The sequence below is a fragment of the Shewanella sp. MMG014 genome (assembly GCF_018100775.1).
GTDB lineage: Bacteria > Pseudomonadota > Gammaproteobacteria > Enterobacterales > Shewanellaceae > Shewanella > Shewanella japonica.
The window spans coordinates 99,360-121,189 of sequence record NZ_JAGJDZ010000014.1; the positions used below are offsets into that span (position 1 = coordinate 99,360).

General features: G+C 42.4%; 22 protein-coding genes. 14 read left to right on the top strand and 8 right to left on the bottom strand.

The genetic code is table 11. The annotated features are described in order from the left end of the window. Nucleotides 1–2: 2 nt before the first annotated feature. The 6 genes from modB to J8L86_RS19015 all read left to right on the top strand — a co-directional run bounded on the left by modB (nucleotide 3) and on the right by J8L86_RS19015 (nucleotide 5,155). Nucleotides 3–683: a molybdate ABC transporter permease subunit gene (modB, locus tag J8L86_RS18990; protein WP_065110524.1), complete on the top strand. Its 681-nt coding sequence runs from the start codon at nucleotides 3–5 to the stop codon at nucleotides 681–683. Further along, nucleotides 664–1,770, top strand: coding sequence for an ABC transporter ATP-binding protein (locus J8L86_RS18995; protein WP_065110525.1), 1,107 nt, complete (start codon nucleotides 664–666; stop codon nucleotides 1,768–1,770). Before modB ends, J8L86_RS18995 begins: the two co-directional genes overlap by 20 nt. A gap of 84 nt (nucleotides 1,771–1,854) precedes the next feature. Beyond that, entirely contained in the window at nucleotides 1,855–2,379 is a 525-nt protein-coding gene (locus tag J8L86_RS19000) for a hypothetical protein (RefSeq protein ID WP_055024185.1), read from the top strand. A 42-nt stretch (nucleotides 2,380–2,421) separates the two neighbouring features. Further along, nucleotides 2,422–3,099 carry a response regulator transcription factor gene (locus J8L86_RS19005; protein ID WP_065110526.1) on the top strand — a complete coding sequence of 226 codons (678 nt, stop codon included), beginning with the start codon at nucleotides 2,422–2,424 and terminating at the stop codon, nucleotides 3,097–3,099. A gap of 31 nt (nucleotides 3,100–3,130) precedes the next feature. Further along, nucleotides 3,131–4,405 (top strand): HAMP domain-containing sensor histidine kinase, encoded by a 1,275-nt coding sequence (locus J8L86_RS19010; protein ID WP_225442287.1) that lies wholly within the window; start codon nucleotides 3,131–3,133, stop codon nucleotides 4,403–4,405. Between the two features lie 54 nt (nucleotides 4,406–4,459). Then, nucleotides 4,460–5,155: a TIGR01621 family pseudouridine synthase gene (locus J8L86_RS19015; RefSeq protein ID WP_211031289.1), complete on the top strand. Its 696-nt coding sequence runs from the start codon at nucleotides 4,460–4,462 to the stop codon at nucleotides 5,153–5,155. A gap of 42 nt (nucleotides 5,156–5,197) precedes the next feature. Here the strand turns inward: J8L86_RS19015 and J8L86_RS19020 are convergent, their stop codons facing one another. Then, nucleotides 5,198–6,364: a GGDEF domain-containing protein gene (locus J8L86_RS19020; protein WP_211031290.1), complete on the bottom strand. Its 1,167-nt coding sequence runs from the start codon at nucleotides 6,362–6,364 to the stop codon at nucleotides 5,198–5,200. 153 nt (nucleotides 6,365–6,517) lie between these two features. Here J8L86_RS19020 and J8L86_RS19025 point away from each other — a divergent pair, with 153 nt between their 5' ends. Further along, a complete protein-coding gene (locus J8L86_RS19025) occupies nucleotides 6,518–6,685 on the top strand; it encodes a YqaE/Pmp3 family membrane protein (protein ID WP_065110529.1) in 168 nt (55 codons plus the stop codon). Between the two features lie 201 nt (nucleotides 6,686–6,886). After that, on the top strand, nucleotides 6,887–7,096 hold the full coding sequence (locus tag J8L86_RS19030) for a DUF2986 domain-containing protein (RefSeq protein WP_055024189.1): 210 nt from the start codon (nucleotides 6,887–6,889) through the stop codon (nucleotides 7,094–7,096). A gap of 21 nt (nucleotides 7,097–7,117) precedes the next feature. Here the strand turns inward: J8L86_RS19030 and J8L86_RS19035 are convergent, their stop codons facing one another. From J8L86_RS19035 to glp, 3 genes are all read right to left on the bottom strand, one after another. Next, nucleotides 7,118–7,414 (bottom strand): DUF333 domain-containing protein, encoded by a 297-nt coding sequence (locus tag J8L86_RS19035; RefSeq protein WP_082972481.1) that lies wholly within the window; start codon nucleotides 7,412–7,414, stop codon nucleotides 7,118–7,120. A 73-nt stretch (nucleotides 7,415–7,487) separates the two neighbouring features. Beyond that, entirely contained in the window at nucleotides 7,488–8,270 is a 783-nt protein-coding gene (gene moeB, locus J8L86_RS19040) for a molybdopterin-synthase adenylyltransferase MoeB (RefSeq protein WP_065110530.1), read from the bottom strand. Nucleotides 8,271–8,279: 9 nt separating this feature from the next. Then, nucleotides 8,280–9,530 carry a gephyrin-like molybdotransferase Glp gene (glp, locus tag J8L86_RS19045; RefSeq protein WP_065110531.1) on the bottom strand — a complete coding sequence of 417 codons (1,251 nt, stop codon included), beginning with the start codon at nucleotides 9,528–9,530 and terminating at the stop codon, nucleotides 8,280–8,282. Nucleotides 9,531–9,665: 135 nt separating this feature from the next. Here glp and J8L86_RS19050 point away from each other — a divergent pair, with 135 nt between their 5' ends. Further along, nucleotides 9,666–10,004: a GIY-YIG nuclease family protein gene (locus J8L86_RS19050; RefSeq protein WP_211031291.1), complete on the top strand. Its 339-nt coding sequence runs from the start codon at nucleotides 9,666–9,668 to the stop codon at nucleotides 10,002–10,004. A gap of 66 nt (nucleotides 10,005–10,070) precedes the next feature. On the opposite strand, the gene J8L86_RS19055 is transcribed toward J8L86_RS19050, so the two are convergent. The 4 genes from J8L86_RS19055 to hslR form a co-directional block, all read right to left on the bottom strand. After that, complete coding sequence (locus J8L86_RS19055; RefSeq protein ID WP_211031292.1) at nucleotides 10,071–11,930, bottom strand: M14 family metallopeptidase; 1,860 nt, start codon at nucleotides 11,928–11,930, stop codon at nucleotides 10,071–10,073. 175 nt (nucleotides 11,931–12,105) lie between these two features. After that, nucleotides 12,106–13,647, bottom strand: a complete 1,542-nt coding sequence (locus J8L86_RS19060) for a phosphoenolpyruvate carboxykinase (protein WP_055024194.1) — start codon at nucleotides 13,645–13,647, stop codon at nucleotides 12,106–12,108. Nucleotides 13,648–13,903: 256 nt separating this feature from the next. After that, nucleotides 13,904–14,764: an Hsp33 family molecular chaperone HslO gene (gene hslO, locus J8L86_RS19065; RefSeq protein ID WP_211031293.1), complete on the bottom strand. Its 861-nt coding sequence runs from the start codon at nucleotides 14,762–14,764 to the stop codon at nucleotides 13,904–13,906. A gap of 32 nt (nucleotides 14,765–14,796) precedes the next feature. Beyond that, nucleotides 14,797–15,195: a ribosome-associated heat shock protein Hsp15 gene (hslR, locus tag J8L86_RS19070; protein WP_065110535.1), complete on the bottom strand. Its 399-nt coding sequence runs from the start codon at nucleotides 15,193–15,195 to the stop codon at nucleotides 14,797–14,799. A 248-nt stretch (nucleotides 15,196–15,443) separates the two neighbouring features. Between hslR and gspC the strand changes: the two genes are divergently transcribed. From gspC to gspG, 5 genes are all read left to right on the top strand, one after another. Further along, nucleotides 15,444–16,364, top strand: coding sequence for a type II secretion system protein GspC (gene gspC / locus J8L86_RS19075; protein WP_211031294.1), 921 nt, complete (start codon nucleotides 15,444–15,446; stop codon nucleotides 16,362–16,364). Between the two features lie 25 nt (nucleotides 16,365–16,389). Next, entirely contained in the window at nucleotides 16,390–18,537 is a 2,148-nt protein-coding gene (gspD, locus tag J8L86_RS19080) for a type II secretion system secretin GspD (protein ID WP_055024198.1), read from the top strand. Further along, complete coding sequence (gene gspE, locus J8L86_RS19085; RefSeq protein ID WP_080917180.1) at nucleotides 18,530–20,092, top strand: type II secretion system ATPase GspE; 1,563 nt, start codon at nucleotides 18,530–18,532, stop codon at nucleotides 20,090–20,092. The genes gspD and gspE overlap by 8 nt, the downstream gene beginning before the upstream one ends. 3 nt (nucleotides 20,093–20,095) lie before the next feature. Beyond that, entirely contained in the window at nucleotides 20,096–21,319 is a 1,224-nt protein-coding gene (gene gspF / locus J8L86_RS19090) for a type II secretion system inner membrane protein GspF (RefSeq protein WP_055024200.1), read from the top strand. Nucleotides 21,320–21,384: 65 nt separating this feature from the next. After that, a complete protein-coding gene (gene gspG, locus J8L86_RS19095) occupies nucleotides 21,385–21,819 on the top strand; it encodes a type II secretion system major pseudopilin GspG (protein WP_055024201.1) in 435 nt (144 codons plus the stop codon). The last annotated feature ends 11 nt before the right edge of the window (nucleotides 21,820–21,830 follow it).

Sequence of the window (21,830 nt, forward strand, 5' to 3'; positions counted from 1 at the left end):
TTATGGATTGGCAGTCATTGTGGCTATCGGCCAAGTTAAGCAGTGTAACCGTATTAATTTTAGTCCCAATGGCGGTATTTGTTGGCCGTTTTTTGGCTTACCGCCAGTTTAAAGGCAAGTCTTGGGTTGAAGCCTTGATTATGGTGCCACTTGTGTTGCCGCCGACTGTTATTGGTTATTACTTATTGGTTGGCTTAGGCAGCCAAAGCCTTATTGGGCAATGGGTTGAGCAATTTACTGGTGCACAATTAGTGTTTAATTTTTCCGGATTGGTTATTGCGTCTATCTTGGTCAATATTCCCTTCGCTGTTCAGCCAATTCAACGTGCTTTTGAAACTATCCCCCATGATATTCCAGATGCCGCAGCATGCTGTGGTATGAGCTGGTGGCGCATATTTCTCAAAATCGAATTACCGATGATCTGGCCCGGGATTTTAACTGCGGTGGTATTATGTTTTTCCCACGTATTAGGTGAGTTTGGTGTGGTATTGATGTTAGGCGGCAATATCGCTGGTGAAACGAAAACCATTTCAATTGCCATTTATGACAGTGTGCAAGCCTTTGACTTTGAAGCGGCGGGTACGATGTCGTTAGTGCTGCTTGTCTTTGCCATTAGTGTACTGGCAATCACTACCAGTTTATCAAAGCGTATTGGGGGGCAGCATGCCAACCCGCAACGCTGATTTACATTGCGATATTTCGCAGCAACTTCCTATTCCTTTATCGGCCAAATTCGATTGTAAGGCTGGCGAAGTCTTGGCTGTAGTAGGGCCGTCTGGTGGAGGTAAAACCACCTTATTGCGGATGATTGCTGGTCTGAGTTCGCCTGAAAAGGGCACCATTCAATGTGGCGGACAAGACTGGTATGCGAGTGAGCCTAAGTTGCATTTATCGCCTCAACAGCGTCATATCGGCTATGTGCCGCAGCATTTTGGCTTGTTCCCACATTTAACAGCCCTTGATAATGTCATTTCTGGTTTAGACCATATCCCTAAGAGCGAACGTAAAGCGAGGGCTCTAGACTGGCTTGAGCGCGTTAACTTACATGGACTGCCTGCTAGGTTGCCTGCGCAATTATCTGGTGGTCAGCGTCAACGTGTGGCTTTAGCGAGGGCATTAGCCCGTGAGCCTTCGGTGTTATTACTTGATGAGCCCTTCTCTGCCGTAGATAGGGAAACCCGTGAGCGATTATATATCGAGCTTGCACGGCTCAAATCGCAATTATCTATACCCGTTATCATGGTGACCCATGATATGAATGAAGCCTTGTTGCTGGCCGATAAAATGATTCTTATCAGTCAGGGAAATATGCTTCAGCAAGGGGAGCCGTTTGAAGTATTGTCCCATCCCCGTAATGAAACCGTCGCAAGGCAAATGGGGCTGCGTAATATATTTCACGCCGAAGTCAGTGGGCGAGATGAGGAAGCCAATATCACATGGCTTAAAATGGGCGAACAGATCATCGCCAGTGATAGTGCGCCAGAGTTGGCGATAGGCCAACAGGTACGTTGGGTCATTCCAAACCAAGGCATTCGCTTTAATGCCATTTCCAGTGGGCGATTATGTCGTAGCATTAATAAACTGGATATCGTCATCGATTCGATTTTGGTCATGGGAGAATCTGTGCGTGTTAAGGCCTCTATGCGGGATGTGAAAGAGACCTTTAATATGGATGTTCCTTCTCACTTGGCCACTAAATTGAACTTGAAACCGGGATTAGAGACGACTATCGCGCTTAAATCTGAACAAGTTCATATACTAGAATCATGATCAATTATTAATCTTACAAAGCTTGGGTCTTTTGTCGGGCTTAGGTAAAGTATCACTATTCCAATTCTCTTTATTGAGGCTTTCATGTTCCGTATCGTTTTGTCGTTGCTAGTTGTGTTCCCGTCAATGGTGATGGCAACCCCGAGTATGCATACTTTGTTGTCTGAAGGTGGATACGTGCAACCGATAACTGTGATTGAACAAATTGAATTAGATTATCGCGGTATTGTTTCTTCATTTGATATGGATGTGGAAAATGGTCAGTTAATCTATGAAGTGGATGTACTCAACCTTGAAGACAGTGAAATCACTGAGCTGTCTTTTTTTGCTGTTGATGGCGCCTTGATGAAAAAGAAATTAACGACGCTTGAGTCCGATGATTTAGATCAGGTGAAGGCTGCCAAGGTATTAATTTCAAAAGGCATGACTTTTACCGAATTAGTTAAGTTGGCAAAAGAAAATCAGTCTGGGTATTTAATTGAAGCTGAGTTAGATCACGACCTTGCCATCAGCTATCTTGAGCTAAAACTGCTGAACGTCTCTAGTAAGCATACGATAGCGTTTGATATTGAAGAATTACGCCCATTGCCATTATTGCAGTGGGACTAAACTCACAATGAATTTCATGCTGTAAAACGAAGGAATAGCACTATGCGAGTATTAATCGTTGAAGATGACGCAACCACGCTACAATATGTTGCTGAAGGTTTTACCGCTCAACAATATCAAGTCGATACCGCGACAAACGGCCATGATGGCTTGCACCAAGCTAAACATAATCAATATGACATTATCATTTTAGATCGCATGTTACCTCAGCTTGATGGACTTACATTACTTACGGCATTACGTAATAACGGTAACCAGACTCCAGTATTAATCCTTTCGGCACTAAGCCATGTGGATGAGCGTGTAAAAGGTTTACGTGCTGGTGGTGATGACTATATGACCAAGCCATTTGCTTTTGCTGAGTTACAAGTGCGTGCAGAGAAGCTTATTCAGCGTAACGCTCCGTCTGCAGCCAATACAGACTTGGAAGTGGGCAACTTAAAAATGGAGTTGTTGACTCGTAAAGTGACACTTGATGAACATGAGTTATTGTTACAACCTAAAGAGTTTCAGTTGCTTAAGTATCTGATGGAACACCCTAATCAAGTTATCAGTCGCACATTGTTATTTGAAGCAGTATGGGATTATCACTTTGATCCTCGCACCAATGTCATCGATGTGCACATTGCTAAATTACGTCGTAAGTTTGAAGAGTTAGGCCACCCTGAAATCATTGAAACGGTTCGAGGGGCTGGATATCGCCTTTGCAAAGGGAATTAAACCCTACCAAAGTAGTGCTTGGCGAATAACGCTGATTTTCTCAACACTGGTAACCTTACTCATTGTGTTACTGGTGTTTGGGCTCTATCGGCAATTGGTGATTGAACAGGAAAACCAAGTCGAGCAGCACCTTGCCACAGAAATGCAACGTTATCAGCAGTTAGCCTTAACGGTTGACCGTCGCAGCTTTGCAGCCCAAATACGCGCAGCGGATCCCAAAACTGCGCTCATAGCATGGCGTAACAGTGTAGATATGGTTGGTGCATTAAGTTTTGTGCCAGACAACATGCCGCTATTGCCTAAAACCCGTGACTTTCCGATTTTGACGGGTGGCCCTGATAAGCTACATATCCTCACTGGCGGAATCGTCATGACCCATTACGGGCCTGTGCTGATTGCAACCCGAACCGATAATTTGTCAGCCTTAATTGAGAAGTTTATCAATGCTGCTTTTTGGGCGGTTGCGTTTACTTTGGGCATCACTCTTGCGGTTGGTTTTGTGTTTTCCAAGGCCATTTTAAGACGATTGGTACAGTACAATTTACTCAGTGAGAAAATTGAACAAGGCGAGTACGACACCCGTTTGCCCGTTAGTCATAATCAAGATGAATTTGACATGCTAGCCGGACAATTTAACCGAGTGTTAGATACGCTTGAGCATAATTTAATGTCAGTGCGAGGCGTGACCGATAATATTGCCCATGACTTACGAACACCTTTATCACATTTGCGCATAGGCATTGAGCAGTTACCGAGTAAACCAGCTGAACAGGTGCCAGAACTCACGGCTATGCTACTTGAAGAACTGGATCATTGTTTAGCGACTTTTGATGCGATGCTGTCATTAACACGCATTGAAGAAGGCCAGCAGACGTTAGATAAACAGCCTGTGAGTTTGCAGTTATTATGTGAAGACTTGTTTGAAATGGCAGAGGTGGTTGCGGAGTCGAAGCAGCAAACCTTGTCACTAAGTGTGGCTAATGATGTGACCATTTCAGGCGATAAATATTTGTTATTCCAAGCGCTGTTTAACTTAGTTGATAACGCTATTAAATATGCGCCTGAAGATGCCGAGATTAAAATTGTTCAAACTGGTCGCACTGTGCAGATTATTGATAACGGCCCCGGGATCAGCGACGAAGACAAAGAGCGAGTATTTGAGCGTCTTGTGAGGCTTGATCCAAGTCGTCACCACAAGGGGACTGGGCTTGGTTTATCAATGGTGAAAGCGATTTTATCGCGTCATCATGCTACTATTGAACTTAAAGATAATCACCCGGGTTTGATTGTCGACATTCAGTTTTAAGCCAGCTGGTAAAACAGATAAACCTTACTCATTTTCCCCAACAGAAATCAGTCTATGTATCAAATCGTTGAACAACACCCTGACTTTATTGTGATCAATAAATCGCCTAATGTGCATTTCCACAGCCAAGATGGCAGTGCAGGAGTGGTTGCTCAAGTTGAGGCTGATTTAGGTATTAAGCTATTTAGTGTTCATCGTTTAGATACACCAACCTCGGGGCTGCTTATTTTAGCCAAATCTGCCCAAGCTGCAGCGGAGTTTACTGCGTTGTTTACTGAGCATCGTATTCAAAAATACTATGTCGCCATTGCTCAGGGTAAACCGAAAAAAAAGCAAGGTTGGGTTATCGGTGACATGAGTAAATCTCGGCGCAGTATGTATAAATTGCTTCGCAGCAAAGAGAATCCTGCTATCACTCAGTTTTTCTCTTACTCGCTAGAAAACGGCTTGCGACTGTACCTATTAAAACCGTTAAGTGGTAAAACCCATCAGTTACGAGTTGCCTTGGTCAGTATTGGCGTTCCGATAGTTGGAGACACGCTTTATGGCGCCGAACAAAGCGATCGTTGTTATTTGCATGCTATGGCATTAGATTTTTATTACAAAGGGCAGCATTATCACATAAACCAACTTCCAGTCTCTGGTGAGATCTTTTCAAATGAAAAGGTCATTAAGCAATTACAAGGTGATTGGAAGACTCCGGCAGCACTAGATTGGCCGAAAGCCAAAACTAAACCTTCAGCGATTTAGGCATGAGTTGGAAAATTAAGCTTGATGTCCGAGACTGTATGGCTAATTAGCACTTTTGATACAGTTACGACCACTGGCTTTTGCTTCATACATCGCTTTATCTGCCAACTGTAATAGCGAATCTACTGCTAGTGATTCCGTGATGGTGACACAGCCAATACTCGCTTGTATTTGAATCGGTGTACCTTGCCATTCAAAGTCAATCTCTGCTAGCGTCTGTTGCAGCTTATCTGCAACACAAAGAACTTGTTGCTCAGTGGTGTTAGGTAAAATTAGTACAAACTCTTCTCCGCCAAAACGGCACAAAAAGTCTATTTTTCTGGTCACTTTACTAAGCCGTTTAGCGGTCAGCTTTAATACTTCATCCCCTGCGGTATGCCCGTGAGTGTCATTAATTTGTTTGAAGTGGTCTATGTCGATTAACACGACGCTATACATCACTTTATCTCGTAGCCAGCGCTCATGTTCAGCGGTTAACTTTTTCTGTAATGCATTTCGATTCCAAAGATCTGTTAAAGGATCTTTGTTAGCAAGCGTCATTATTTTAACGACTAGGCGATTAATGGTGTTGCCAATAATGAGAATGTTGACGACTAAAATAAGGACGATGTAAGTCCAAAGAACAGGGATGGATTGTTCAGTGTTAAAAGCTGCATAGGTGGCTACTTTTTCTGGATAGATAATTAAAATTACCGAGCGGATAAAGAACAATAAACCAATCAAGAAAATAGGGACAACCAGCCAGTAAGTGGCAAAAGCGGTAAAGTTAGCTTTGAAAGCGGTGTAATGATCTTTGGCTAACATGAAAAATAACACCGAGGCGGCCAAGGATAAGATGATCATGAGATAGGACGCATTTTCTGCTTGGGGTTGTACCATGAGCATGAAGCCGCAGGTGACCAGTAATACGCCAATATCAAACTGATAACTGGAATTGAGATGATATAAACGCTGGGCTCCCCAGCGCAATAAGCAAAAACCGACTAGAATAATATTATCTGCAACGAGCCAATGCAGGTAACTGGGTTCAAATGTGCGCTGGGTATACAGCAACATACCTATCAAGATAGAAAAATTAGCTAATGCGAATCGCCAACTTGCGCTAGGCGCAACTCGCATTGGGGTGACCATAACTGTCCAAGCTATTGTCGCTGCGAAGCTTAATAGGCAAATAACTTGAACGAGAATAAGGCTACTGTTTTCTATCATCGCACCTTCTACATAGTAATTAGCTTAAATGATTAAAAATCAAGAATAAATTGTATTTATTAATCATCATAATGATATTTGAACTGTTTAACAAATTGTTGCAGTTGAGCTGTAATTAAATTGATTCACTTACAAATAAAGGATTAAACACTTATGGATACAAATAAACTATTACTCATTATCATTGCTATTTTATTGCCACCGGTTGCGGTTTTTTTGAAAAAAGGTGTGGGGAAAGACTTACTTATTAACGTTATCTTGTGCCTGTTATTTTTCATTCCTGGTTTGCTCCATGCCATTTGGGTTGTAATACAAGAATAGGCATTTAGCGAGAACTGCGGGGATGAGCAACAAGCACTTTTTATGAGTGAGTAGCTGTAACAGAAAGGCCAATTCTTAATTGCGTCGATGGTTGAAGCGATTTTGAATTGGTATTTTGGTGTATAGATTGTAAAATCCCCCCTCGACTGACAGAGCTGTAATGAAACCGCTTTTCCATATGTACTTTAGGGTAATACTAAGATGAACCGACGTAAAAAAATTAATCAAACCCTAAAAGGTAAAGCTAAAAAAGCCAATGCGAAAAAGGCTGGCGCGAGTAATAAACCTAAATATATTTCAAAAGCGGATAGGGCAGTAGAGGAACAAGCAGCTAAAGCACTACTTAGTGCTGAAACGGCAGATTTGCAAGGTGTTGAGGATGTAAAGCTTGCTGAAAGTGGCATAAATTAAGTTTAACCACTTATAAATTGATTAGGTTTTTTGGTGATCCCGTCTAAATAATTCCCAAGTTTCGATGACTTCTCCGTCAGGTAAAGTGCATAACAAGATATCGCCATTGATGTGTTTTATGGTTTCAAGTGTCCCATCGTTATCTAAACAATAATTCGAAGCAGGATTAGTTGAATGTAGCGGCGTTATGTCATCGCCTGAACAGGCTGTTAAGCTACCTAAAATGACACTGTAAATTGCCAAGCTAAGCGGGCTTATTAACTCACAGTGTTTTTTGAAGCAAGATAATACAGTGGTTATCTTTAAATCAATGAACATTTTAGCATCCTGATTACGCTGCTATTTTTCATTATTTAACTATAGACAAGATAACCACAAATTGCCGTTTTTGTTACTTTTCTCCACCACAAACAGAGCAATTAGTTTGCTTTGGTAGCTTCATCTCTCGAAACTCCATTGTCATCGCATCAATCATTAAAATGCGTCCATTTAAGCCTTGACCAAACTGGCTAATGGCTTTGATAGCTTCAGTTGCTTGAATGCAGCCGACGAGACCAACAACTGGCGCTAGAATACCAGACTCGACGCAGGTCAACTGCTGTTCTCCAAACAAACTGCTGTAACAGTGATAGCAAGGAGAGCTGGCTTGATAATCAAAAACAGTGACAGTGCCTTCCATTCTGATCGCGGCAGCTGAGATAAAGCTGACTTTATGTTTAAAGCAGCTTTGATTTAGTTGCTCTCTGACTTGAACATTGTCGGTGCAATCGAGTACTAACCCATGTTCAGCAACCAACGCATCAATACGATCCTCATCCAAAAATTGATTGATGGTATTGATAGTGATGAGCGGGTTCAATTGAGCAAGTGTTTGCTTGGCAGAGTCGACTTTTGCTTGGCCAATATTGGCATCTTGATGTAAGACTTGGCGCTGTAGATTGGATAACTCTACAGTGTCAAAATCGACAATGGTCATTTCACCTACACCCGCGACAGCGAGGTATTGTGTCACCGTGCACCCAAGACCACCGGCTCCAATGACTAACACTTTTGCTTGTTTAAGCTTTTCTTGGCCTTCAATATCCATTGCTTTAATGGAGATCTGACGGCTATAACGCAGCATTTCATTGTCAGTTAAAATATCGACTTCATTATCTTTAGGTATCTGAGTCATGATATTTCCTTAGCACAGCACACTGGTAAATGGCTCGACGTGAACGGTTGCACCAGCGGCAATATCCCCTTGGTCTTGATCTAAGTTAATAAAGCAATTTGCCAAACTCATTGAGGTCAACATACCTGAGCCTTGGCCACCTGTAGAAGCAACAATAAGTTCACCGTTCTCATTGCGGCTTAAAATACCACGTTGATATTCGGCTCGGCCAGGTTGTTTACGGATAGGCGTTGATAGGGTTGCATTGACCACTAAGGCTGGCTTAGGGGTTAACCCTTGCATTTTATTGATGATTGGCCAAACGAGTTTATAGAAAGTTACCATTGAAGAAACAGGGTTACCCGGTAAACCACAGAATACGGCGTTGCCAAGTTTACCAAATGCAAAAGGTTTACCTGGTTTGATGGCTAAACGCCAAAAGGTAATTTCACCTACTTCTGATAAAATTTGCTTAGTGTAATCAGCATCGCCAACTGACACGCCGCCAGAGGTAAGGACCATATCTGCTCTGTCTGCCGCTTCTTTAAAAGCGCCACGAATGGCTTCTTTATCATCCTCAATAACACCTAAGTCTATCCATTCAACATTTGCTTGAGTTAGCAATCCTTGAATTGAATAACGGTTAGAGTCATAAATTTGTCCTGGTGCTAACTCGCTACCAACAGGGCGGAGTTCATCGCCTGTTGAAAAGAAGGCAACCGTTAAGCGACGCTTTACTCGCACTTGGCTAATTCCGATAGTCGCCAGTACGCCCATTTCGGCAGCACGAATTTGAGTACCGCTTTTTAATACATTGGTTCCTGCCAGTAACTCTTCACCACGATAGCGAATACTATTGCCTTTGGCGCTAGGGTGTTCGATAGTGATGCTTTCACCATCCGCTTGAGTCTTTTCTTGCATCTGTACTGTGTCATAGCCAGCAGGCACAGGGGCGCCAGTCATGATTCGAATGCAAGTGTTGGGTTTAATAGGCCCTGTGTATGGGTGACCCGCAAAAGAAGTACCGACCTGTGTCAGTGTTGTTGCTGTCTCGCCTGTTAAATCGTCATAACGGAAGGCATAACCATCCATAGAAGAATTGTCAAAAGGTGGTAAATCAATACATGATGCTAAATCTTCAGACAAAATCCGCCCAACAGCATCATTTAAGCCCACCATCTCGCTATCTTCAATGACACTGACTTGTGCTAAAAGCGCGTTAATTGCATCTTGGGGTGCCATTAAGCCTGGTTGTGCACAGGCATCAGATTTTGTTGACATCGTTGCTCCTCACATGACGTTCATCATGTTGTGGTTTGTCTAAGGTAGGCTTAGAACATAAGATTTATTTTTGATACCGCATTATGCCATGATAGCCACAGATAACTATGATCCGAACGAAGGTTTTTTATATCGATGAGCAGTAATCAAGCTGATGACTCAATTGGGTCAACGTCACAGTTAACTAAGCCTGTAGATAAGTCGCAAGCGAAAGGAGCGAATTGGTATCTTTATATGATTCAATGTCGAGATGGGCAGTTATATACAGGGATTACCACAGATGTTGCTCGCCGCTTTAGTGAGCATGAAAAGGGGGTAAAAGGTGCTAAATTTTTACGTGGTAAGGGGCCACTTCATTTAGTGTATCAAGAATCCGTGGCCAACCGCAGTGCTGCCACTAAACGTGAACTTGCGGTAAAAAAACTGTCTCGAACAAAAAAGCTGGCATTAGTTGCAAGCTATCAACCGAAATAAAGCGATACAAAGCGCTGTGACAATTACCTTTTGCACGCAATGTATCGCTATTTTAGCCTACCAAGACTAATTTGAACGTAATACTGGGTACTTCATATATTGATTGTCGTAGTAAGGACTTCTTTCGTAAAACCAGCGTAATCTGGCTTTAGGATCGTTGGCAAAGTCTTCATCTTGTAATGCAAGGGCAAACTCACTCGCTAAAGCTTCATTCTCTGCTAGCATACTGGCTGCCATTGGCTCTACCGCATAATCTTCAATGTATTCTGTTCGAGTAAAGATACTATTGAAAAATCCCCACTGGAAAAATGAATCTGCTGATTGTGGCTCAAGCAATAATATTGCTAAATCGCCCAGTGGTTGATTGGTCGAAATCTCAACCGTGCCGACAGGGAGTGTAGTTTCAAACTTAACTTTATTGCTGGTGGCATTTACACGTTGGCGACCCTCGTAGTCTTTTGTATTAAATACGGGATTGGAAAATTGATATTGCGCGACTTTTACTGTTTTCGCCTTGGTCAGTGTGGTCATTCTCACCCCGTGGATTGATAGCCTTTCTATGACTTGTTGCCACTGTGCTGGGACGTAATAATATTTGGGGCGTAGGGTATTAATCGCAGGCTGCGTATTCCCCATGACAGTTAAATTTGGGTATAACTTTGGTTGACCATCCCAACGAACAACCTCATTACCGCTAATCTCACTTTGTTCTAAAGAGTACCCTATTCCTTTAAAGTCCCAACCAGGCTGCTCAACGGTTTCCCATGTTAAGGGGATACGTTGTGGATGCTGATATTTATCTTCATATATAGCGGCTTTGAGTTTAGTTCCATGCTTAGCTACCGTTTTCAAGGTTTGCTCTAACATGACATAAGTGCCTAAAACACGCTGTTTAAAGGGTTTTAAACTATGGTTCTCAATTAAAATAGTGGGTAAATGTCGGGCATCACCGTAACCATTAGAAAACCGTGGGCTTGGGTTCCAATAAGAAAGGCCTTTTGATAAATCTGTATTATCAATTGCAAATATTAGCTTACCAGGAATGTGCCCTTGAGCTGATAATGCCGACTCAATTTCAGGACGGTAATAGGTTTCAAGCCATTCAAAACTTGCTGGGCTGTAGCCTTCTTTAACGTTATATCCAAAGGTGACATCGTATTGATAATCTATGCCATCGGTGACATGCACATCGATATATAAATCAGGTTGCCAAATATTAATGGCTCGTATCATATGCTGTAGTTCTAGGGTGTCTAACTTTGCGTAGTCACGATTAAGATTAAGGTTGCGTGCATTAGTACGCCAGCCCATATCAACAGGACCCCGCTGATTAACACGATTGAACTCACTGCTGCGTTCATGGGCATCGACACTCAGAATAGGCACGAACAGAAGGTTAACTTTATCCAGTAATTGTTCCTTATTACCTTGAGTGATGTCTCTAAGTAACATCATCCCAGCATCTTTACCGTCGATTTCTCCAGAATGTATCCCAGCTTGTACTAGCACAGTAGGCTTATTACTTTGTGATAATTCTGCGGCGGTTGTTGCCCCCGTTTCTGAGGCAACCACCATCCAAATATCTCGCCCTTGTGGACTTTTCCCAATCGAAACTTGTGTTAGTAATTCACTATTATCGACAAGGTTAGTTATCCATTGATGAGTTTCATCATAGTTTGGGCTGGTGGTTAATCCGTTTTGTTCAAATGGCGTTGACCAAGATTGATCAGCAGATCGCAGTAACGTTTCACTTGAACCACTCCAAGGCTTAATGGGAGGCAAGATAACATCGTTAATAAAAACCGGTTTGGCAAATTCCGAACTAAGCTGCAAAGAGCCTGCTGAAGGAGGAGTGATCTGTGTCGCCACGCTAGAAAAAGAAATAAGTGAGTTTATGATGCAGCTGGCAAGTAAAACGCGGCGCATAGATATCCCTACAAAATGAGCAAGTGTGTTGTTTTATCATAAATTATTTCAACATTGAGACAAGAGGTTAAGGGCAGGTTGTTGCTTTGTTTGTTGTTTAAAATGTAACAAATAAAAAAGCCTCAATGTCATTTGAGGCTTAGTGCAGATAAAACAATATGAAAGTTAGCAATACCTAACTATTGGGCCCTGCTGCTTTAATTGCATCAGATACCTGATATTTGGCAAAGTTAGCAGTAAACTCTTCTGCCAATTGCTGTGCATATTTGTTGTACTCAGCTTTATCTGCCCAAGTGTTAATTGGATTCAATAGTTGAGTATCAACACCAGAAACAGCGACGGGTACCGCTAAGTTCAGCTTATCGATATGCTGTGTTTCCACATCTTTAAGCTCACCACTGACAATCGCGTCGACAATAGCGCGAGTTGTTGGAATATCAAAACGTTTACCTACGCCATGTGGACCACCTGTCCAGCCCGTGTTAACCAGATAAACTCGGCTACCGAAAGACTCGATTCGCTTCATCAATAGTTCAGCATAAACACCTGCTGGACGAGGGAAGAATGGTGCTCCAAAACAAGTCGAGAATGTCGATTGAATGGCAGATGTTGACCCCATTTCAGTTGACCCCACCTTAGCGGTATAACCCGATAAGAAATGATAAGCTGCTTGTTCTTTTGTAAGCACAGAAACTGGCGGAAGGACACCTGAAACATCGCATGTTAGGAATACGACCGAATTAGGCTCTGCACCGCGGTTTTCTTCTTTACGTTGGGCAATATGTTCAAGTGGATAAGCTGCACGACTGTTTTCGGTTAGTTCAGTATTGGTGTAATCAGGCACTCTATTTTCGTCTAGCATGACGTTTTCAAGTACGGTACCAAAACGAATCGCATCCCAAATAACGGGTTCATTTTTTTGGCTTAAGTCGATGCACTTGGCATAACAGCCGCCCTCAATATTGAAAACGCCACCCGGAGCCCAGCCATGTTCGTCATCGCCAATTAAAAAACGTTTTGGATCGGCTGATAAGGTTGTTTTACCTGTGCCTGATAAGCCGAAGAATAAGGTTGTATCACCATCATGGCCGACATTGGCAGAACAGTGCATTGGCAGTACACCTTTAGCTGGCAATAAGAAGTTTTGGACAGAGAACATCGACTTTTTCATTTCGCCAGCGTACTTAAGCCCTGCTAGCAATACTTTTTTATCGGCGAAGTTGATCATCACAACCGCATCAGAGTGAGTACCGTCACGAGCGGGGTCACAGACAAACTCTGGGGCGTTCATTATTTGCCATACGTCTTTATTACCACGGTTGAAATGTGTTGGAGTGATAAATAGGTTACGTGCAAATACTTGATGCCAAGCGTATTCAGTGGTGACACGCACAGGAAGATAATGCTCATCATCGGCACCTACTTCCAGTTCTGAGACAAAAATGTCTTTTTCAGAAAGGTAAGCTTCAACTCTTCCCCAAAGGGCATCGAAAGTATCGGCAGCTATACCTTTGTTAACAGAACCCCAATCAATATCATCTTGGGTATTGGCTTCTTGAACGATAAAGCGATCATTTGGTGAGCGACCAGTACGTTCACCGGTTTTAGCGACTAATGCGCCATTGGCTGTTAATTGTCCTTCGTTACGTTGTAAAGCAAGTTCAATTAATTCAGCGCTTGTCAGGTTGAAGTGTACGCTGTTTGTTCCATCTGTCATCGGGTCTTCTCCGTCGTAAATAGGTCGTTTATCGGTCTATGTTGCCGATTTATATTTAGGATGACTTACGTTATCGCTTGCTTAGGTTGAAGCTAATTTAGCGATGTCATTGTAACGTAATAAACAATACAGGTAACCAACAGTTTGGTAACTTTTTTGTAATTTGGGGTGTTTTTTTAGTTTTAAGATAGATTTTTTACACAAAAAAAGCGCTAAATGCGCTTTTTTGTGAAAGTTTTGGTGTTGTATCGATCAGTTATTGCTGTGTGGTAGATTCAAAATTACCTGCAAAAATTGCAGCAATATCGATGCTGTCAAAAGTGTAAACCGCTGGGCAATATTCACAGCCCATTTCAATTTTACCTTCTTCAGCCAAAATGGTTTCTACTTCGTTTTGTGCTAATGTCGCTAGCGCCTTAGCACTTCGTTCTTTTGAGCAGGTGCACTTGAATGTGACATCAACCGGATCGAAAAGGCGAACCTCTTCTTGATGATATAAACGATGTAAAATCTCTTCAGCATCTAAAGTGAAAAGCTCTTCTTGTTTGATGGTTTCAGTAAGGGCCATTAAATGGTTGAAGTCTTCGTTTTCATCGGTTTGAGTCGGTAATACTTGTAGCAACATACCTGCAGCTTGTTTGCCATCAGCAAATAAGGTGATGCGAGTAGGTAATTGCTCTGACTGGCTGAAATATTCTTCTAGGCAAGCTGCTAAGCTTTCGTTTTCAAGTGAAACGATACCTTGGTAACGCTCACCTTCGTCAGGCGTCAGCGTGATAACCATTACGCCTTTACCCATTAGATCAGTTAGGGATGCATCGTCAGCTAACTCACCTTTCCAGCGTGCAACACCACGAAGCGCTTGTAAATTAGTGCCATTGATAACGGCTAACGAAACAGGACCATCACCTTGAAGCTGCACACTAATGTCACCACTAAACTTGATTGTGGCTGTTAATAACGACGTTGCCGCCATTAATTGACCCAATAGTTGCTGCAATGCGAATGGGTATTCATTGGCAGATAGAATCTCTTGATAGCTTTTTTCAAGTTGTACCATCTCACCACGAACATCGGCATTATCAAATAAGTAGCGATGTAAAATATCTTTGCTCATGTTCACTCTCGTTTGTTGTGCTTTAATCGTCTTTATAGATCTTTAAAGCGAATAAGTTGACGACGCTGTTTTTTATCCGGCTTGGTTTCTGGTGCAGGATTATTCAAAATATTTAAGCGTCTGGCTTCGGCATTAAATTCTCTTTTACTCATGCTTTCGGCTGTTTCTTCATATAGCGTCTGTGCTATAGCCGCTCCTTGTCGATGTTCTGACAATTGAGCAATAATTATTTCCTTATCGTCGTGGCCTTGTCGTAAACGAATCTTGGCACCGACTTCAGCTTGCTTGCTGGATTTTGTACGTTGACCGTTATAGTGTACTTTTCCACCATTGATCATCTCTTTTGCAAGTGAGCGTGTTTTATAAAAGCGTGCCGCCCATAGCCATTTATCGAGTCTGACTGATGTTGCTGATGATGAAGCTTGGCCCATCTAAACACCCCCAAAAGTGGTATGAGTTCACAAGGTTGACATTTTTAATATTTAAAATGTAGGAAAGCGCACAAATAACGGTGTTTCTCACAGCGTTTTTAGGCGCGCAAATGTAGCATATTCGGTGCAATTTCGCCAATCGATATGCTACGGGCTTGTTGCAATAAGCTGGGTAGGTTAGCATGATGCAGTATTTCCTAAATTAACAGAATTAGAACAGCGACCTGCATAGAGGGTCCAAGCCGAATATGGATGTATTAGATAAAATTATAACGAAGGCTTCAGCGATACCGCAAAAGCCGTTAAGCACCGCTGTATTCTGGTTGGGATTAGTGATTGTGCTATTACTGACAGCACAGATTACTTGGAAATTAATACCAGTTAATAGCCAAGCTGTTGCTTGGCAACCTTCACCTACATCCGTTGCGAGTGCGAAGCGAGTGGAGCTAAGTAGTGTTCAGAAGTTGTCATTATTTGGTGAGAAAGATGCCAGTGACGATGGCCGTCCTAAAAAGCCTGCACCCGTCGAACAAATTACCGATGCCCCTAAAACCAATCTGTCTATTCTATTAACTGGTGTGGTTGCATCGACTTCCGATACCAATGGCCTTGCTGTCATTGAATCGAAAGGTAGTCAAGAAACCTATAGTCTTGGCGATAAAATTAAAGGCACATCGGCCTCATTAAAAGAAGTCTATGCAGACCGAATTATTATCACTAACGCTGGGCGTTACGAAACCTTAATGCTAGACGGCTTAAGCTACACCACACAAAGCCAGGCAAACCAATCATTACAACAAGCTAAAAAAGATCGTGAAGTTCAGCGCATTGATCGCCGCCAAAATACTGAAGTTGCTCAGCAAATTAGCGACTCGCGTGATGAATTATTAGCAGACCCAGGAAAATTAACAGATTATTTAGCTATTTCTCCGGTGCGTGGAGCTGACGGAGTGAGTGGCTACCGCTTGAACCCAGGTAAGAATAAAACCTTATTTACCGCAGCTGGGTTTAAAGCCAATGATTTAGCCAAATCCATTAACGGCTATGATTTGACCGACATGGGACAATCATTAGAAGTAATGGCACAGTTACAAGAATTAACAGAAATCGGCGTTATGGTTGAACGCGATGGGCAGTTAGTAGAAATAGTATTTAGTTTGCCTGAATAGTATCGGCAGTAGAGGATTGAAAATAATGAAGAGTTATGGAATTCGACGCAAGTTATTAGCAGGGTTTGTTGCAGGTATTGCAATGCTTGCTTCTCAAGCGGCTTGGTCGGAACAATATGCTGCCAACTTTAAAGGCACAGATATTCAAGAATTCATCAATATTGTAGGCAAAAACCTCAATAAAACTATCATCGTGGATCCGACCGTACGTGGCAAAATCAATGTGCGTAGTTATGATTTATTAAATGATGAGCAGTACTATCAATTCTTCCTCAATGTTCTGCAAGTTTATGGCTATGCTGTGGTTGAAATGGAAAACCGCGTCATTAAGGTCATTAAAGATAAAGATGCTAAAACGGCCGCAATTCGTGTCGCTGATGATAGTAAGCCTGGTTTAGGCGATGAAATGGTGACTCGTATTGTTGCCCTTTACAACACGGAAGCAAAACAACTTGCACCACTATTACGTCAGTTAAATGATAATGCGGGTGGCGGTAATGTTGTTAACTACGATCCATCAAATGTGTTAATGATTTCTGGTCGTGCAGCCGTGGTCAACAAGTTAGTCGAAATTGTTCGCCGCGTAGATAAACAAGGTGACACTGAAGTTCAAGTTGTCTCGCTTGAGTATGCCTCTGCTGGCGAAATCGTTCGAATTATCGATACCCTTTATCGTTCAACTGCTAATCAAGCACAAATGCCAGGTCAAGCGCCTAAAGTTGTTGCTGATGAGCGTACTAATGCTGTCGTTGTTAGTGGCGATGAAAAAAGTCGCCAACGTGTTGTCGAACTTATTCGTCGTCTTGATGCTGAGCAGGCAACAACGGGCAATACGAAAGTAAGATATTTACGTTATGCCAAAGCCGAGGATTTAGTCGAGGTATTAACAGGATTTGCTGAGCAATTACAATCTGATCAAGATGCGGGTCAAAGCAGTAATAAGCGTCGTAAAGAAATTAATATCATGGCGCACCTTGATACTAACGCATTAGTGATCAGTGCCGATCCTGATCAAATGCGCACAATTGAAAGTGTGGTCAATCAACTTGATATCCGCCGTGCTCAAGTATTAGTTGAAGCTATCATTGTAGAAGTCGCCGAGGGTGATGATGTTGGTTTTGGTGTGCAATGGGCAACCACAGCTGGTGGTGGTACTCAGTTTAATAACCTAGGTCCAACGATTGGTGAAATCGGTGCTGGTGTTTGGCAGGCTCAAGGTGAAGAAGGTACTACAGTTTGTACTGAAAATGGTACCTGTACTGAAAACCCAGACACTCGTGGTGATATTACCTTATTGGCACAAGCATTAGGTAAAGTGAATGGTATGGCATGGGGGATCACTGCTGGTGACTTCGGTGCACTAGTTCAAGCTGTTTCAAGTGATACTAAATCAAACGTACTTGCTACACCTTCTATTACAACTCTAGATAACCAAGAAGCGTCGTTCATTGTTGGTGATGAAGTCCCGATTTTAACAGGTAGCCAAAACTCAAGTAATGGTAACAGTAACCCTTTCCAAACGGTTGAACGTAAAGAAGTGGGTGTGAAGTTAAAAGTGGTTCCTCAAATTAACGAAGGAACATCTGTTAAGTTAACCATCGAACAAGAAGTGTCAGGTATTAACGGTAAAACAGGTGTCGATGTGACATTTGCGACTCGTCGATTAACCACCACTGTAATGGCTGATTCAGGTCAAATTGTTGTTTTAGGCGGTTTGATTAACGAAGAAACTCAAGAATCAGTGCAAAAAGTGCCATTCTTAGGCGACCTACCAATCATTGGTCACTTATTTAAATCATCTTCAAGTGGCGTGAAAAAGAAGAACTTGATGGTATTTATTAAACCGACGATTATTCGTGACGGGATTACCATGGAAGGCATTGCGGGCCGCAAGTACAACTACTTCCGTGCATTGCAACTTGAACAACAAGAACGTGGCGTTAACTTAATGCCAAACACTGATGTGCCGATGCTTGAAGAGTGGGATCAAGAAGCGTACTTGCCTGATGAAGTTAACGAAGTACTGAATCGTTACAAAGAAGGGAAGAGTTTAGAAACTAAGATGCGTGAAACCGACCCAGCGCTAAAGCATATCAGCGAGAGTAAAGCCAAAGATCAGCAACCTGCAGAAACTGAAGTCGATGCAGAACAAGAAGATGATGCCAATGAGTGAAGCAGAAATGACTGAGCAGTTGGCGCAAGTATCTAACGAGTTAGGTATTGAATCGGAAGAGCTTAATGATGAGGTCTTCCACTCAACCAGTCGTGAGCGCTTACCGTTTGCTTTTTCGCATCGCTTTAACTTGGCATTAGCCAAAGAAGCCGATGCACTGAAGTTGTATTACACCAGTGAAACGCCGCTGACAGCAATGTTAGAAGTACGTCGTTATGCTGGTGAAGACTTAGTGTTAAGTCAATTACCTGTCGAAGAATTCGAAGCAAAGTTAACCCAAACTTTCCAAGCTAATTCATCTGAAGCGCAGCAATTAATGGAAGATATAGGTAACGAGATGGATTTATTCACTCTTGCCGAAGAATTGCCGCAAACAGAAGACTTATTGGAAGGTGATGATGATGCGCCAATTATTAAGTTAATTAACGCATTACTATCAGAAGCGATTAAAGAAGAAGCGTCGGATATCCATATTGAGACGTACGAAAAACAATTGGTCGTTCGTTTCCGTATCGATGGCGTTTTAAAAGAAGTATTAAAGCCAAATCGCAAGTTGTCGTCACTGTTGGTATCACGTATCAAAGTAATGGCACGCCTTGATATTGCTGAAAAACGTGTTCCTCAAGATGGTCGTATTTCGTTGCGTATAGCAGGTCGAGCGGTTGATGTGCGTGTGTCTACTATGCCGTCAAGTCATGGCGAGCGCGTGGTATTGCGTCTACTGGATAAAAATACCGGTAATCTCGATTTGAAACAGTTAGGTATGACGCTGTCAATTCGTGAACAATTTGATGCCATTATCCGTAAGCCTCACGGAATTATTTTGGTTACAGGCCCTACTGGTTCAGGTAAAAGTACCACCTTGTATGCTGGCTTAACTGAAATTAACTCAAAAGATACGAATATTTTGACTGTCGAAGATCCTATTGAGTATGAACTTGAAGGGATTGGGCAAACGCAAGTTAACATGAAAGCCGACATGACATTTGCTCGTGGTTTACGTGCGATTCTACGTCAAGATCCTGATGTTGTAATGATTGGTGAGATTCGTGATTTAGAAACAGCACAAATTGCAGTTCAAGCGTCATTAACTGGTCACTTAGTGATTTCAACTTTACATACCAATACCGCTTCTGGTGCGATTACGCGTTTACAAGATATGGGTGTTGAACCCTTCCTCGTGTCTTCAAGTCTTCTTGGTGTATTGGCCCAGCGACTAATCAGAACCTTGTGTAATGAATGTAAGATTGAGCATGAGCCAGATGAACGAGAACGTGAGCTATTAGGCGTCACTGCGAACGATACTCGAGTGATTTATCGTGCCAATGGTTGTAAAGCCTGTGGCCATAACGGTTACCGAGGCCGTACTGGTATCCATGAATTATTAGTTGTTGACGATAATGTTCGAGAGCTTATTCATGGTGGACGTGGTGAACTGGCCATTGAAAAGTATGTTCGCCAAACCATTCCTAGTATTCGTCATGATGGCATGAGTAAAGTACTTGATGGCGTGACAACGCTTGAAGAAGTTTTACGCGTGACGCGCGAGGAATAATCAATGGCAGCGTTTGAATATAAAGCCCTTGATAGTAATGGCAAACAACAAAAAGGCGTCATTGAAGCTGATACTGCTCGCCATGCACGTAGTCAATTACGTGAACAGCGTTTGATGCCAATAGAGCTACAACCGGTTGCAGAGAAAGAAGCAAAAGCTAAAACGGGTGGCTTTAAATTATTCCAACGTGGTATTTCAGTTGCAGAGTTAGCACTTATTACACGCCAAATAGCGACACTGGTTGCAGCTGGTTTGCCGATTGAAGAATCATTAAAAGCAGTAGGCCAACAGTGTGAAAAGGACAGGCTTGCTAGTCTAGTGATGGCAGTCCGTTCTCGTGTTGTTGAAGGCTATAGCTTGGCAGATTCACTTGCCGAATATCCCCATGTTTTTGATGATTTATATCGTGCAATGGTGGCATCTGGTGAGAAGTCAGGCCATTTAGAAGTGGTATTGAACCGTTTAGCGGATTACACCGAACGCCGTCAGCAATTAAAGTCAAAGCTCACTCAAGCAATGATTTATCCAATTGTATTGACCGTCGTTGCGATTGGCGTCATTGCCGTATTATTAGCTGCCGTTGTCCCAAAAGTTGTGGGGCAATTTGAGCATATGGGGCAAGAGTTACCAGGAACGACCCAGTTCTTGATTTTAGCTTCTGATTTTGTGCAAGCATATGGCTTAGTCGTCCTAGGCCTGTTATTCGCAGCGTTTGTACTGTTTAAGCAGATGCTCAAAAAACCGAACTTTCGGATGCACTTTGATACTTGGTTATTAAAGGCGCCAGTTATAGGTAAGGTCAGCAAGGGCATTAATACCGCTCGTTTTGCACGAACATTAAGTATTTTGTCTGCGAGTTCTGTTCCGCTTCTTGAAGGGATGAGAATTGCCAGTGAAGTATTATTGAATGTGAAAGTACGCGCTGCAGTTGATGATGCAACTGCAAGAGTACGTGAAGGTACTAGTTTAGGGGCTGCGCTCACAAATACTAAACTTTTCCCGCCTATGATGCTCTATATGATTGCATCGGGTGAAAAAAGTGGTCAGTTAGAGCAAATGCTAGAACGTGCTGCTGATAACCAAGACAGTGAGTTTGAATCTAATGTGAACATCGCATTAGGGGTATTCGAACCTATGCTTGTTGTTAGCATGGCGTCAGTGGTGCTGTTTATTGTCATGGCTATTTTACAGCCTATTTTAGAATTAAATAACTTGATCAGTGGTTAAACCGATTAGGTTATTAAGGTAATTTTTATCACGCACTTTGTCGTGCGTATCGGAGGAAGTCGTCAATGCAAGTCAATCGTAAACAACGTGGTTTTACCCTCTTAGAAGTGATGGTGGTAATCGTTATTCTGGGTATCTTAGCCTCAATGGTTGTTCCCAACTTAATGGGTAACAAAGATAAAGCGGATTTACAAAAAGCAGTTTCAGACATTGTAGCTTTAGAAAATGCATTGGATATGTACCGCTTAGACAACAGTGTATACCCAACAACTGACCAAGGTTTAGATGCATTAGTGCAAAAGCCAACGTCTTCGCCAGAGCCTCGTAACTACCGTCCAGATGGTTATTTAAAGCGTTTACCACAAGACCCATGGCGTAATGATTATTACCTACTAAGCCCAGGTGAGAATGGTCGTATCGATATTTTCAGTGCAGGTCCTGACGGACAAGTGGGCACTGAAGACGATATTGGTAACTGGAATTTACAAAACTTCCAGTAATGGAAGTTTGA